General features: G+C 54.4%; 12 protein-coding genes. 4 read left to right on the top strand and 8 right to left on the bottom strand.

The window, feature by feature from the left end; translation table 11 throughout:
- Positions 1-95 precede the first annotated feature (95 nt).
- On the top strand, positions 96-992 hold the full coding sequence (locus EYC98_RS11810; protein ID WP_279245544.1) for a TIGR01777 family oxidoreductase: 897 nt from the start codon (positions 96-98) through the stop codon (positions 990-992).
- A gap of 6 nt (positions 993-998) precedes the next feature.
- On the opposite strand, the gene EYC98_RS11805 is transcribed toward EYC98_RS11810, so the two are convergent.
- Complete coding sequence (locus tag EYC98_RS11805; RefSeq protein WP_279245543.1) at positions 999-1,394, bottom strand: thiol-disulfide oxidoreductase DCC family protein; 396 nt, start codon at positions 1,392-1,394, stop codon at positions 999-1,001.
- 91 nt (positions 1,395-1,485) lie between these two features.
- Between EYC98_RS11805 and EYC98_RS11800 the strand changes: the two genes are divergently transcribed.
- Together EYC98_RS11800 and EYC98_RS11795 are read left to right on the top strand one after the other, a co-directional pair.
- Positions 1,486-2,094 (top strand): class D sortase, encoded by a 609-nt coding sequence (locus EYC98_RS11800; RefSeq protein ID WP_279245542.1) that lies wholly within the window; start codon positions 1,486-1,488, stop codon positions 2,092-2,094.
- An 11-nt stretch (positions 2,095-2,105) separates the two neighbouring features.
- Positions 2,106-2,660, top strand: coding sequence for a hypothetical protein (locus tag EYC98_RS11795; RefSeq protein WP_279245541.1), 555 nt, complete (start codon positions 2,106-2,108; stop codon positions 2,658-2,660).
- Positions 2,661-2,664: 4 nt separating this feature from the next.
- On the opposite strand, the gene EYC98_RS11790 is transcribed toward EYC98_RS11795, so the two are convergent.
- The 5 genes from EYC98_RS11790 to EYC98_RS11770 all read right to left on the bottom strand — a co-directional run bounded on the left by EYC98_RS11790 (position 2,665) and on the right by EYC98_RS11770 (position 9,007).
- Complete coding sequence (locus EYC98_RS11790; RefSeq protein ID WP_279245540.1) at positions 2,665-3,003, bottom strand: hypothetical protein; 339 nt, start codon at positions 3,001-3,003, stop codon at positions 2,665-2,667.
- Positions 3,004-3,049: 46 nt separating this feature from the next.
- The gene (locus EYC98_RS11785) at positions 3,050-3,721 is read right to left on the bottom strand and encodes a hypothetical protein (RefSeq protein ID WP_279245539.1); all 672 of its coding nucleotides are present in this window, start codon (positions 3,719-3,721) and stop codon (positions 3,050-3,052) included.
- Between the two features lie 14 nt (positions 3,722-3,735).
- Positions 3,736-5,982: a DUF3604 domain-containing protein gene (locus EYC98_RS11780; protein ID WP_279245538.1), complete on the bottom strand. Its 2,247-nt coding sequence runs from the start codon at positions 5,980-5,982 to the stop codon at positions 3,736-3,738.
- A gap of 2 nt (positions 5,983-5,984) precedes the next feature.
- Positions 5,985-8,276 carry an EAL domain-containing protein gene (locus tag EYC98_RS11775; protein WP_279245537.1) on the bottom strand — a complete coding sequence of 764 codons (2,292 nt, stop codon included), beginning with the start codon at positions 8,274-8,276 and terminating at the stop codon, positions 5,985-5,987.
- 146 nt (positions 8,277-8,422) lie between these two features.
- On the bottom strand, positions 8,423-9,007 hold the full coding sequence (locus EYC98_RS11770) for a nuclear transport factor 2 family protein (RefSeq protein ID WP_279245536.1): 585 nt from the start codon (positions 9,005-9,007) through the stop codon (positions 8,423-8,425).
- A 151-nt stretch (positions 9,008-9,158) separates the two neighbouring features.
- On the opposite strand from EYC98_RS11770, the gene EYC98_RS11765 reads away from it, so the two are divergent.
- On the top strand, positions 9,159-9,953 hold the full coding sequence (locus tag EYC98_RS11765) for an SDR family NAD(P)-dependent oxidoreductase (protein ID WP_279245535.1): 795 nt from the start codon (positions 9,159-9,161) through the stop codon (positions 9,951-9,953).
- A gap of 32 nt (positions 9,954-9,985) precedes the next feature.
- Here EYC98_RS11765 and rapA read toward each other — a convergent pair whose 3' ends face one another.
- Both rapA and EYC98_RS11755 read right to left on the bottom strand, forming a co-directional pair.
- The gene (gene rapA, locus EYC98_RS11760) at positions 9,986-12,706 is read right to left on the bottom strand and encodes an RNA polymerase-associated protein RapA (protein WP_279245534.1); all 2,721 of its coding nucleotides are present in this window, start codon (positions 12,704-12,706) and stop codon (positions 9,986-9,988) included.
- Between the two features lie 60 nt (positions 12,707-12,766).
- Complete coding sequence (locus EYC98_RS11755) at positions 12,767-13,579, bottom strand: TatD family hydrolase (protein WP_279245533.1); 813 nt, start codon at positions 13,577-13,579, stop codon at positions 12,767-12,769.
- Between the last annotated feature and the right edge of the window lie 23 nt (positions 13,580-13,602).

Raw genomic sequence — 13,602 nt, 5'->3', positions numbered from 1 at the left:
TTCTAGAATAGAAAGTCACGCTAAAACAGCAGGATACGGCATTTTTCTACAAATATTTACTTGCATGTACAGCCACCCATAGTAAATTCGTGAGCATGAATATTCTGATAACAGGCGGTACCGGTTTTATCGGTGGTGCGTTAGTTGAGAGTCTGGCGCATCAGTGCGCGCAGGTCACCGTGTATACCCGCGACGCCTCCCATTTTGATACTGACAGCATCAGCTATATTACGGACCTGGACAGTATCGCCGACGATGCCCGATTTGACGCCTTTATCAACCTGGCGGGCGAGTCGCTGGCTACTGGCCGCTGGACGGACCAGCGTAAGCAAGAGCTGATAAGCAGTCGGGTGGACACTACGCTAGCCCTGGTGGAGCTGGCGCGACGCCTGCAGTACAAGCCCTCTACTGTGCTCAGTGGCTCTGCTATCGGCTATTACGGTCCTCAGCAGGATACCGAGTTGGATGAAGCCGCCGTGGCTAACGCGCAGGGCTTTGCTCAAGAATTATGTGTGCGCTGGGAGGCCGCCGCGGCTGGTTTTTCTGAGTTGGGAATCCGTTTGTGCCTGCTCCGTCTGGGGGTTGTGCTGGCGCGCGATGGCGGCGCCATGGAACAGTTGGCAAAGTCACTGGCCTTCGGCGTGGGCACCTGGTTGGGTAGTGGTCGACAGTGGCTGAGTTGGGTGCATCGCGACGATGTTATCGCAGCAATGAGTTTTCTTCTGGCGCAGCCTGAATTGGCCGGGGTGTTTAATTTGACGGCTCCGGAGCCAGTCAGCAACCGCCAGTTTTGTGATGAGCTGTGTGGGCAGCGCCGAGCCTTGCTGAAGTTACCGGTACCAGGCGTGATCATGACGTTGGCGCTAGGTGAAATGGCGGATGAATTGCTGCTCAATGGTCAGCGGGTGGTACCTGGACGCTTGCAAGGCGCCGGTTTTGAATTTCATTATCCTAATTTGCGCGAGGCGCTGCCGGATTTGCTGGGCGATTGATCGGGTTCAGCGGTCGTCCAAGGCAGGTGCGCAGCCGGGGCAGCTATAGAGCCGTCGGTAGCGTCGTAATTCTGCAAGAGAGTACGCCCAGGCACCGATAGCATGTAACCCGCGCCAGCGCAGCGGAGTGCAAAGCCAGCGCCACCGGGTATGCGAGTAAGCGCGCAGGGCAGCATCCAGCCCGGTCAACCAGTGACCCTCTACCGTGAACAGATGCAGGTTAGCCAGCTTCAGCAGCTTGCCGGGTTCATTCGGTATTGGCTGCTCACTATGGATATCACGCAATAGCAAGCGACCATCACTACGGCGCAGCAGCGACACCGCGCGGGAGCTGCAAACTGAGCATTTCCCATCGTAAAAAAGGGTATCGTTAGCTGGCAGGAATATTGCTATGATTAACACCTGAAGCGAGTCTAAAGTCAGTCTGGAACCGCCAGTTGGCCGTCATCAGACTTTGGGAGAGGGTAGCACCATCAATTATCGGCGCAAGTCTTTGCGATTTTTAGAGATAAGTTTTTGGCTGCTAGGCTTGGGCTGTGGAGGCTTTTTTCTGAGTCAATTGGCGCTTGCCGAAATCGATCGGACTAGTGATATCGCCGCCTTTGAACGTGCGCTCGCCTATCAAGAGCCGGATCAGTCGCAGTGGTCGTCAACGCGTATCGAGGCCTATTCAGAGGGCCTTCGGCAAGCTCCCAGCGATGTGGTCGCAGTGCTTAGTATTCCGGGAGTGCAGCTGAAAGTACCGGTCTACCATGAAGATACCGACCTGATGATGGACCTGGGTGCTGGTTTGATTGCCGGTACCGCGGGCCCCGATGAAGCTGGCAATATCGGCATTGCGGGGCATCGAGACGGCTATTTTAGAGCTCTGAAAGATATCAAAACTGGCGATTTATTGATGTTACAGACACCCGCAGGCGAACGCCGCTTTCGTGTCAGCAATATCAGTATTGTCGATCCCCTGGACGTTGAAGTTCTGGAACCCAGCGAATCTGCTGCAGTGACACTGGTCACCTGCTATCCTTTTTACTATGTCGGTTCAGCGCCGCAACGATTTATAGTCAGGGCTGAACTCGATACCATCAGTGCTATTCATCATTAAGGAGTTAAGTTATGACAATAAAAAAAATGTTCTTGGTAGGCGGGGTGTTTGTAGCCATGGTTTCCGGTCCGACGGCATTTGCGCAGGACGACCTTTCCTGCTCTGATATCGATTGGTCTAGTGCGGTGACTGATCAGGTTCCAAACGTTGCTGCTGCTTGCGACGAAGTTGTGGTCAAAAATGGCAAAATGTTCGCCCGCGTCAAAGTTGAACTGCAACGTGTTCGAGGTCGTACCTTGACCTTTAAGCTGATCAATAAGGACGGAAGTTCTGGCGGCAGTTATACCCAGAAGGTTGAGCCAGAATGGCGTGCCAACATTGATGGCACCAAGTATCGTCCGCGGGAGCTGTCGCGTGGTCAGCAATTGAACATCTACCTGCCACACGATCGCTGGGCGATTATTCATGAAGATGAGGACGGTCCTGATGTCATCGATGCAGTAGTTGTGACCGCAGCTCCAATGCTGCCCAAGACTGCTAGCCCGCTGCCATTGATTGGATTGTTTGGTGCTGGGTTTGTAGCGCTCGCCGCAGGTATGGGCGCGCTGCGTCGCCGCCGGAGCTAACTGGTTACTCGTCTACCCAAATCCGGCGCAAGGGTTCGCCAAAATCATCGTAGATGATCTTGCGGCGCGGTCTGGTTAGGCGAGTACTATTTTTGGCTGGCTGGCGCTTAAGTTTTGCAAGGCGCCTGGCTTCTATTGCCGCAACGACCTCTGGTACTAGCGTGCGCGGGCCCGCAGGTTCGACAAAAAGTCGCTTACTGAGGTAGGTCGGTGGGTCGCCCGGTTGTTTGCCACTGGTACCGCGCGGTATTTCGTCGACTTCGCCGCCACCGCTCAGAAAGTTTTCCATTTCCTGATCTAACTCAGCTCTAAGGTCGTCCTTGGTGGGAAGTTTTTTAACCATAACCGATCAAGTATAACCGCGGCTGTCGTAGTTTACACGGCGTCTTTCAGCCTTTTCCGCTGTCGGTCGCGGGTTTCCGCTTGCGCGCAGATTTGGTCTTGGCCCGCGCTCGCTTCGGTTTATTAGCCGCCTTTTCTGTGCGCATCACATCAAGAACGAGATCGGTGGCACTGTCGACATAGTTGATCAGGCGTTCGTATTCGTCGTCGTCGAGCTCCCGTAATACATCGTGTTGTCGATAGATGTTGATCCAGCGCCGTTCCCGCTCGTATTGCAGCGGCAGAGCCATAACGCCCCATTGTTCAAGCGTGGCCCCTAGCGATGGGTTATAGGTGCGCATGAACTGGATCAAAAACGGAATGGGATCATGCCGTGCCATCAGTGATGCACTGCGGAACATCAGCTCGATCGGCATAAAGCGTTTACCGCTCTCAATGTCCTTTAGCAGCTCCTTGTCGTCAATACCGAGTGATTCGTTAAGTTCGCTGAGGGTGAGACCGGCGGTTTCACGCGCATCACGCAGAAAACGCCCAGCGTCAGCCATAGCATCCAGTCGTTCCGGGTCAAGCGTCTTCATGACCGTCGACTTGAGCCAGTTTTCACCGAACATAGCGGTTAGTTCCGCGGTGGTTTTGGCGGCTTCAAGAGTTTGGCCCGCCATTTGCCCACCCAGTTGGGTTAGTTGGCTGATCAGTGATGCTTCTTTCTCATCGGACATATCTGTTCTCCAAGCTATTCGCTGTGGCTCACAAAAATCGGTGAGGACCAGGCGCGCTCCTCATTGCTAGCCAGACAATCGTCGGCCGGGTCAGTAAACAGCGGCGAGCCAGCGCAAATGTTGGCGCTGGTGCAGTGACCGTTGTCATCGTATTGGCAGCGCATGAGTGCCGCATTGACGGCCTCACTGGCCTCTTCAATGGCCCTTACATAATAGACTGTCTCGCGTCCGGTGCTGTTGAAATCCGGGTCTTCAAAGTCAAACTGACAACCATTGGGATCGGGTGGGCAGTGGTGCGTCAGCCAGGTGTCTTCAATCAGGCCGCTGATAGGTTCTCCAGGTCTGGTTTGCGGGCGAATGCGCACAACCTCAATACGGGTGATAAGTTTTCTTTCGTCGCCAGGATTGAAGCATTCGCCATAGCAGAGGCGGGCGAGCCGCTCTTGCCCGAGTGCATTTACTGAACTATCCGGGCAGCCTGGACGTTGGCGCAGTGCGCCAACCGCACGCACTTGAAACCGCGGATTTTCGCTCAAGCTTACTTCGCTACCCATGGGTGCCAACTGGCCTCCGGCGGCCCCCGCGTTGAGTAGGTCAAACCAAAGTAGTATGCGGTCGCCGCTGGTACCGTAGGTTTCCTTGCTTTGCACCGCGTTCCAGATGGCATCGCGATCTTTACGCGGGGCATGTACCGCAACCAGTCCACCGGTTAGATAAAACGAAGATGCACGCTCGGCGTGGGTCAGTAACAAGCCCTGATCAAACGCCACATCGCTCTCTACAGGCACTGAGAAAGGAACCGGACCCGGCTGTTTACGCATCAAAAAATCGCGAGTGAATTTGTCGGCCAGCGAAAACCCCTCAACGTTGTGGCGACGGTTACGCTCTTTATAACCCGTGCCCGGGCGCGCCGTATGATTGTCACTGGATGCCAGAAAACCGAAGCGAAACCGTCTGGGTGTGTCGGGGTCATCAAAATTTCCAAGTGCCAGCGCATATTGCGCCGAGCCCCCCGGGCGAAAGGTATAGGCGGGCAGAAAACAATCGCGGCACTGACCCGCATCCAGCCAGTCGTTGGGCTCTGAGCGGGGCACAGTTGCCAGCGGATAGTCGGACTCTACCGCGTACTGACGGGCCATTAATTCGCGACGGTCGCACTCTGCGGCGGTTTCGCCAGCGCTCATGCAGCGCTGGCGCACGATGCGGCCTGCCTGAACGCAGGTAGGTAGATAGTCCGGGCTGGGGGCAGGGCAGTACACCTTGCCTTCAGGGTCGTAAGCGCGGTCATTAAAAGCGCGGTATTCCTCAGAATTACCGTGCCCGGAAAACACTTCAATCAAATACTGAAATTGTTCATTCTGGTTGGCGCCTGCGAGTTGCTTGTCCCAGGTAATATTGGGTGGGGTGTACATACCCCAGGTATTGCCGTGTGGAATGACCAGGCTCTCATGGCCCTGCTCAGCGAGCTTGCGGAACAGGTCAGCAGGGCTGCGCGCACCTTCTTTGCAGTCGACTGGCAGCAGATCGCTGCTGACGTCGTGGGGACAGTCTGGTTCAGACTCCATTTCTGCCATATACAGATTCCAGTCCTGGTAAATCTGCTGTTGTCGCCATTTTTGTAGAGGCAACATCATGCGACTTATCAGCGTCGGGTTAAACGCTGCGGGCCCCAGATCAGTTTCGGCATAGATAGGCCGCTTGGCGACGCGTTCCTCGTCGGTGTGTCGAAAGATAACGTTTTTGTGTCCATAGTGACTATTGGCATTGGTAGGATCGGCCTGGGTCCACTCGTAACCCAAAAATGCCACGACGTCCGGATTTTCTTCGCCCGACACGGCATTGCACTGGCGCACGCTTTCTTTTATTTCCCGCCACCGACGTTGGTTCAGCGAGATAGCGTGATCATTGATCGACCAGAAATCGAGCCCCGAGCAATAACGGGCGTAGTCACAGGCATCGGCGGGAGGATGCGAACCTTCGCCACCCGAGATCGGCAAACTGGCGACGTAGGCGTCGTTAGACCAGGTGGTATGAACATGAAAGTCACCGAACAGTATTTGTTTCTCAGCGTTTTCAGCCACTGCCTTGAACGCACTTTGTTGTTGCGCTTGACGCGCGGCTTGCACAGTCGCTGGCACTGGTTGTTGATGGATGTCCCCAACCGGCTGTGGCTCACCAAGGAAGCCGGTGGCGCCCAGCCAGGCATAACTAAGCACCAGTGCCGCGAGAAGAATCGTCACTGCCAGTAGCCTGCTAATCATTCTTACTGATCCAGAATAGCTTTAATTTGCGCGGGGAAAGGGTTGTTTCGCATCAATTCGACAAACTCGTCTACCGGCAACGGCTTGCTGAACAAAAAGCCTTGTATGACCTGCACACCTTGGCCATACAGAAAACGGAACTGATCGTCCTCATCCACGCCTTCGGCCACCATCATCAAATTGAGGCTTTTGCCCATAGCAATTATGGCTTCAATCAGGCTGCGGTCATTTTGGCTCTTGTTATAGTCAATGACAAAGCTGCGATCTATCTTTAGCTCATCCAGAGGAAATCTGCTTAGATAACTCAGAGAGGAGTATCCGGTGCCAAAATCATCGACAGAAAGGCGCACGCCGAGCTTTTTCAGATTGTGCAATGATTCAATCGAGGCTTTGGCGTCGCCCATAATTACACCTTCGGTTAGCTCCAGTTCCAGCCTTTTCGGTGACAAGCCAGACTCGATTAGCACCTTGGCGACTTTGTCTGCGAACTTGCCGTGAAACTGCAGACTCGAAACGTTGATGGCCAGTTTCGGCAGTGCTAGTTTCTGCTGTTGAAAGGACATCTGTTGCCGACATGCCTCCTCTAACACCCAATCTCCGATGGGTACGATGAGCCCTGTTTCCTCAGCGAGTGGTATGAATCGAAAAGGTGGCACCAGACCGTGTTCAGGGTGCTGCCAGCGGATCAGTGCTTCAGCGCCAACGATCGCACCGGTGCGAATATCCACCTGAGGCTGGTAATGCAGCAGCAGCTCATCGCGCTCTAGCGACTTGCGCAGATCTGTCTCCAGCTTGAGGCGGCCGACACCGCTGCCCTTCATAGCGCTGGAATAGAAGCGGTAGTTGTTGCGGCCCTCATTCTTGGAGTGGTACATCGCGGTATCGGCGCGCTTGAGCAGGTCTTCAACAGTGCTTGCGTCGCGCGGGGCCAGTGCTATTCCAATACTCGGAGTCACAACGATTTCATGGCCTTCAATCAGCATAGGCTGACGCAGGGCTTCCAGTAGGCGCGCGGCTACGGTACTGGCGACATCCTGATTTTCAATTTTGTGCAGTACCACGGTAAATTCATCGCCGCCGAGTCGCGACACGTCAATCTTGGAGTGGGCATCCAGATATTTTGAAATCAAGTCGCTCTCGCGCACGCTTGATGAGAGCCGTTGAGCAACTTCTCGCAGAAGCGCGTCTCCAGCACTGTGCCCCAGTGAATCGTTGATGCGCTTGAAGTTATCCAGGTCGATAAATAGTAGCGCCAGGTTATGACCTTCACGTTTCGCGATACGCATCAATAATGCCAGCTGCTCGGTAAATAACTGGCGGTTAGGCAAGTCGGTCAGGCTGTCATAGTATGCCATGCGGCGCATTCGATCCTTGGTTTCCGTGACCTCCTGCACTGCTTTGCTCAGCTCTTTGTTGCGCTTGGAGAGCTGCGCGGTACGCTCCTCGACTTTCATACTTAATAATTGGTGGTCGACGTCGAGGCGGGCCTTGTAGCTGTTCAGCTCTTTAATAACGTTATTGATCATAGAGGCGATCTGGCCGACTTCGCCACGACCTCTGGCTTTGAAAGTCTTGTCTAGCTTGCCGGCTGAGATATCCTGCGCCAGTTGCGCCAGATTTGATAATGGCGCGGTAATGCGCCTTGTAAACATCAAAATGAGTAAAATTGCCACCAGGCAGAAGCTTAGGCTGGCGGCCCCAATGCGGATGCCGTAGTCGGTAACAGATTGCTCTACCTTTGTCAGGTCTATGCCCAAATAGACGTAACCCGCAACATGTTGAGCCCCTTCATTGCGGGAATAGGCCACGCGATTGCCAAATTCATCACGCGCAACGTCTTTTTCAAGTGGGTTGATGTAGCTAAAAACAGGTATCGAAACTTCGAGATAGCTGGGGCCCATTATGCTGGTCCCCGAGCTAAGTTGGGCTACGTCCAGTGGATCAGCGTTTTCACGCACCTCGGAAAAAAGCGCCGACTGATAATTCTCACCTAGGCCACGCGTGCGCTCTGCGATTGGGTTATCGAGCGTGTCTATCGCCGCAGCATAGACCACAGCGTCAGGTCCAAAGTACTCGCCCAGAAGATCTTCTAGTACCCGTTCATCCTTGTAGTGTATGGCTAGCGGCAGCTGTGAACCGCTTTTACTGATCCAGACGCTATCGCTAATAAGTTGTGCACTCTGGCGCGAATACTGCTCATAGACAAGAAAAAATGTGAGAGCAGCACTGGCAGCAAGAAATACCACTACTAGCAGCATGGCAATGGTTCTGCCGATAGTAAAAAATCCCGCCATCAGCTCGATGTACTCGGGGTTGCGAGAGTTGTCATGTTCTAATCCTGAATCAGCGAAAACCCCTTGAAAGTAACATGATCAGGCAATCAACCCAAGTGTGAAAACTGCCGCTATTGCTGGCCTGACAGTTGTTGTTTTTACTCGATTCAGTCGCCTGGTGCGGGACCGTGAGCCGCCAAATAATGGGAGTCGAAGCTGGGTCGTTCCTCCAGCACAGAATTAAGCTCATAAAGGCGCTCGTAGCGCGTCTCCTGAATGAGCCAGCGGCCATTTTCTTTAACGTAACGGTCCCAATATATTGCGGTGCCGGTCGTGAATGCATTGTGATTCAGGATCCACATATTATCGGCGAGATACCAGATTCCCGTGGCTTCAGTGGCACTTAGCATCTGTATCTCCGGATGATGCCCGTTATGGTGGCCTACAGACTCGCGACTGAAGGAAGCACCAACAGCGTCCATATATTGTTGACGGCCCTGCAGTTTCCATTCGTAGGTTCCGCCCAGGAAATGTACCAGCACGTTTTCATGGAACAGCTCTCCCAGTTCTTCAAGATTGGCGGTGTCGATACAGCGAAAGTACGCATACTTAAGTTGTCGTATGGCTTCCATATCCATGATTCGCTGGATATCGGCTCGCAATTCATCGATGCCGCCGCCGCTGGCTTCCAGGGGAATGCCAGCGGTGATGCCCAGATTGGCTTTATTCAGAACCTGACGAGTATCACTCATAGTTTACGCTCCTTGTTTTTTAGACTGACAGTGTAGCCGTTGCGGCCATAATGTCTGCCCCCGGAGCGCAGTACCGTTGCCAAGTACAGTATGTTGAGCTGCGCTTGTCTGCGTGGCAGCCTAGAATAGAGTTTTTACGAAGGAGAAAAACATGGCTTTGCTGTCAGGACGAGTTGCACTGGTTACCGGTGCTGGCGCCGGTATTGGCCGCGGCATTGCCCGCGCATATGCCCGCGAGGGTGCTACTGTTGTGGTGGCGGAATATAATCAGCAGTCGGGGCTTGAAGTAGCGTCGCAATTGGCGGAGCTGGGCGGGGCCGGGCGCTTTATCGCTACTGATGTCTCCGAACTGGCGACGGTTACTGCCGCGGTAGAGAAGACGCTTGCTGATTACGGTCGACTGGACATTTTGGTTAACAATGCCTATCCAACTATGAAGCATCAGCCTGCACGCGTGGAAAACATCGCCGCTGAACGTTTACTGGAGTCCATGACCGCAGGTTTTCACGCAGTCTGTACTGCTATGACAGCGGCGTTTCCTGCTATGCGTGACGCGGGCTACGGGCGCATCATTAATCTGTGTTCCTTGAACGGCGTCAACGCCCATATTGGGACCGTCGATTACAATGCAGCAAAAGAGGCCGTGCGCGCGTATACACGGACGGCTGCGCGGGAATGGGCAGGGCTGGGTATTACTGCGAATATTATTTGTCCGGGTGCGGTCACCACGCCTTTCAAAATGTTGATGGAACACAACCCCGAGATGGCGGCGGCGCTGCAAGACAGCAGCCCCATGGGTTATATGGGGGATCCCGAGGAGGATATTGCGCCAGTAGCGGTTTTTCTCGGCTCCGATATGTCACGTTATATGACCGGCAATACGCTCTATGTCGACGGTGGTGGCCATATTAACGGTGTGCCCTGGGCGCCTGAGCTGCCCGCCTGATTGATCGGCGCGGCCAGGCCCGCGGTCTCACTTTACGTAGTAATGATCAGGCGCAGGGCTTGTAGTTGCAGGGTGGCGTGGCCTATGTGCGCGGAACACTCTTCAGTGCGTACGCGCAGGTGTTCTATCTCTTCACTGCGAATACTGGGATTGACTGCCGCCAAAGCCTGCAATCGCTCTAGTTCGCCGCGCAGTTGCTCACGCATCGTTGTTTCGGCGGCTTCTAATACAGTATTCATCTGTTGGCTAGCCAGCTTGGCAGCATGCTGCATTTTTTCTTCAACTTCTTCTCGCACCTGCTTGATGATGGCAAGGGCGGTGGGTTTCTTCACTTTCTCGCAGAGGTCATTGAGGCGCTCGTGAGGTACCAGCGCAGCCAGGTCTTTGCCACGGGAGTCCACTAGCAGGCGAATCGGTGATACGGGTAAAAAGCGCTCCAGTTGAAGCCCGCGAGGCGCCACGCAGTTAATGGTATAAACGGCCTCCAGTAACAGGGTGCCAGCTGCTATACCTTTCAAATTTAGCGTTGCAATAGCGGCGTTTCCTAACTCGGTGCTCGCGACCATGTCCATGGACTCGACGATCATCGGGTGTTCCCAGGTGAGGAAGTCGATGTCTTCGCGTGCCAGAGCCTGTTCGCGATTGAAACTGATGGTGGTGCCTTCTTCCCGCAGACCAGGAAAGTAACCGGTGAGCATATGCTCACCCGGGCGCAATATCAGTGCATGCTCTGAATGATAATCCTGGTCTACCCCATAAGCATTGCAAAGCAGGTCGAGGTAGTCGAGCAGGTCATTGGTCTGCTCAGCCTCGCTGATTTCCTCAATGATTGAGTTGGCAATCTCAGGTTTGCAGCTGTTACGTTCCAGTAAGCGATCACGTCCTTCACGCAGCTCCGCGCGAGTCAATTCGGTGAAACTGGCCGTTTCCTGCAGCAGCTTTTCAAGCTGATCATTCGGACCGCGCAGCTGTTCTTGCAGGCGCTCTGCGAATTTTTCGTAAATGGCAAAGCCAGCGGAGCAGCTTTCACGAAACACATTGAGGCCCTCGTCGTACCAACGCAGCAGGGTTGCCTGAGCTGAGCCTTCTAGAAACGGGACGTGTATTTCGACGGCGCTGGTCTGGCCAATGCGGTCCAGGCGGCCAATGCGCTGTTCCAGCAAGTCTGGGTTGAGTGGCAGGTCAAACAAGACCAAGTGATGCGCGAACTGGAAGTTGCGACCTTCACTGCCTATCTCTGAACACACCAGCGTCTGAGCGCCAGCTTCGCTATCGGCAAAATAGGCAGCTGCACGATCCCGTTCCAGAATACTCAGTCCCTCATAGAAGGCGGCGCTGCGAATACCGGCACGCATCTGCAAAAAATGCTCCAGAGCTATGGCGGTATCAGCGTTGGCACAGATAACTAAAACCTTATTGGGGCGCAGTTGTTTCAGCGTTTGCTCTAGCCAGCTGACCCGAGGGTCACGTTCGATCCAATCTTCCTCGGCGTGATTCAGTTCAGGATAAAGCAGTGCACGTTCATCATCGCCTGTGATGTAGGCGTCAGGGTTGGGCAAGGGGTAGGTGTGCAATTGCCGTTCCGGAAAGCCCTGTATGCCGGCTCGCGTATTTCGAAACAATACGCGCCCGGTGCCATGCCTATCCAGCAGGTCATCAATCTCCGCGGTAGCAGCGTGGTCGGCTTCGAGTTGTTTGAGCTGTTGATTCAGTTGTTTGAAGCCGGATTCCTCCGCGATGAACAGGTCGAGGTCGTGAAAGCGTTCCGGGTCCAGGAGCCTGAGACGGGCAAAATGACTGGCCTGGCCAATTTGTTCCGGTGTGGCGGTCAGCAATAGCAAGCCAGCGCTGATTTTCGCCAGCTGCTCTACCAGTAGGTATTCTGCACTTGCGTCGGTTGTTGACCATTGTAAATGATGGGCCTCGTCGACGATGGTGAGGTCCCACTCGCAGTCCAGTGCCAACGCTGCCATGTCGGGTCTGGCTTTGAGGAAGTCCAGGCTGCACAGTACCAACTGTTCCGCGTCGAAGGGGTTGCTTTCGGTCATGGCGTCAACGCGTTCGGCGTCGAACAACGCAAAGTGCATATTGAAGCGGCGCAGCATCTCGACCAGCCACTGGTGCAGCAGACTCTCGGGTACAACGATCAATACTCTCTGCGCGCGTCCGCTAAGCAGTTGCTGATGAATGATCATGCCGGCTTCAATGGTCTTGCCCAGGCCAACTTCATCGGCCAGTAACACCCGCGGCGAAAAGCGGCGTCCGACCTCACTGGCGATGTATACCTGGTGCGGTAGCAGGCTGGTACGTGACCCGAGCAGGCCGCGCGCCGGAGACTGTTGCAGTTGATTCAGGTGGTCAAAGGTCGCCACGCGCAGTGCAAACTGTGAGTTGCCATCAAAGTGGCCATTCAAAAGGCGTTGCTGGGGCGTGGTCAGCTGCACAAAGCTGTCCAGTTCCAGCTCGCTGATCTGGTGCTCCTCATCGTGGCTATCGAGGCCCGTGTAGTAAAGGATGCCGCTGACTTCGGTCACATCGATGAGACAAAGCTCAATGTCATCGATAGTGGTTATGTTGTCGCCGCTCTTGAAGCGCAACCGCGTTAGCGGCGCATTGTCGGTGGCATAAGTACGTTCCTCGCCGATAGCGGGAAAGCTGACAGTTACGCGGCGGCCATCCAGTTCAGCAATGATGCCAAGCCCCAGTTGTGCGTCAGCGTGACTGACCCAGCGTTGTCCTACTATATATTCCATTCATGCCTTTTCGGGTGGCGCTAAAGGCGCGCATTCTAGCACGCCAAAAGCGATTTTTGGTTAATCGAAATCGAATACCTGGCAACTGTTTTGCCAGGCTATCTGCAGCAGCTCTTCGACCGGGCAGTCTTTGACCGCGGCCAGCTTTTCGGCGATAAAAGGCAGGTAGTACGGTGCGTTGGGTTTGCCCCGGTAAGGTACTGGAGTCAGGTAGGGGGCATCGGTCTCCAGCAGTATTTGCTCTAACGGGGTGGCGCTAACTACCTCGCGGACATTGTCTGCTTTGTTGAAGGTCGTGATGCCATTGAAGCCGAGGCAAAAGCCTTCGGAAAGACAGTATTCTGCCAACTCCAGCCCTGAAGTAAAGCTGTGAATCACTCCTTTACGCTGCAGTGAGGAGGAAAAATTCTCGAGTATTGCCCGTGTGTCCGCGTCTGCTTCGCGGGTGTGAATGACCACCGGCAGATCTTGTTCTACAGCCAACGCCAGCTGGGCTTCGAAGACGCGGCATTGCACGTTGCGGTCAGCGTGATCGTAAAAATAGTCCAGCCCAATCTCGCCAATGGCTACCACGCGCGAGTCGCTGGCGTTGGCAGTAATGGTTGCCTCCACGGTGTCGTTATAAAGCTCGGCCTCGTGGGGATGGATTCCCTGCGTGCACCAAATTTGACTGTGCTCATGCGCCAATCCCATAACAGTGGCCAGGTTGTCTGGTGATACCGCAATAGTCACGATGCGTTCAATACCCACCGCGCGGCTGCGCTCTATAGTTTCTTCCAATTGTTCGGCATCCAGATAGTCGAGATGACAGTGCGTCTCAATAATCGGATGTTCAAAGCGGGGGATGTCGCGGCGTTTTTTCTGGCTGCCCATTGGCGGATTGTCCTGTTGCGGTG

Source organism: Candidatus Litorirhabdus singularis, assembly GCF_026262625.1.
In the GTDB taxonomy this organism is placed as follows: domain Bacteria; phylum Pseudomonadota; class Gammaproteobacteria; order Pseudomonadales; family Halieaceae; genus Litorirhabdus; species Litorirhabdus singularis.
This window is presented reverse-complemented; position numbering and strand designations above follow the sequence as displayed.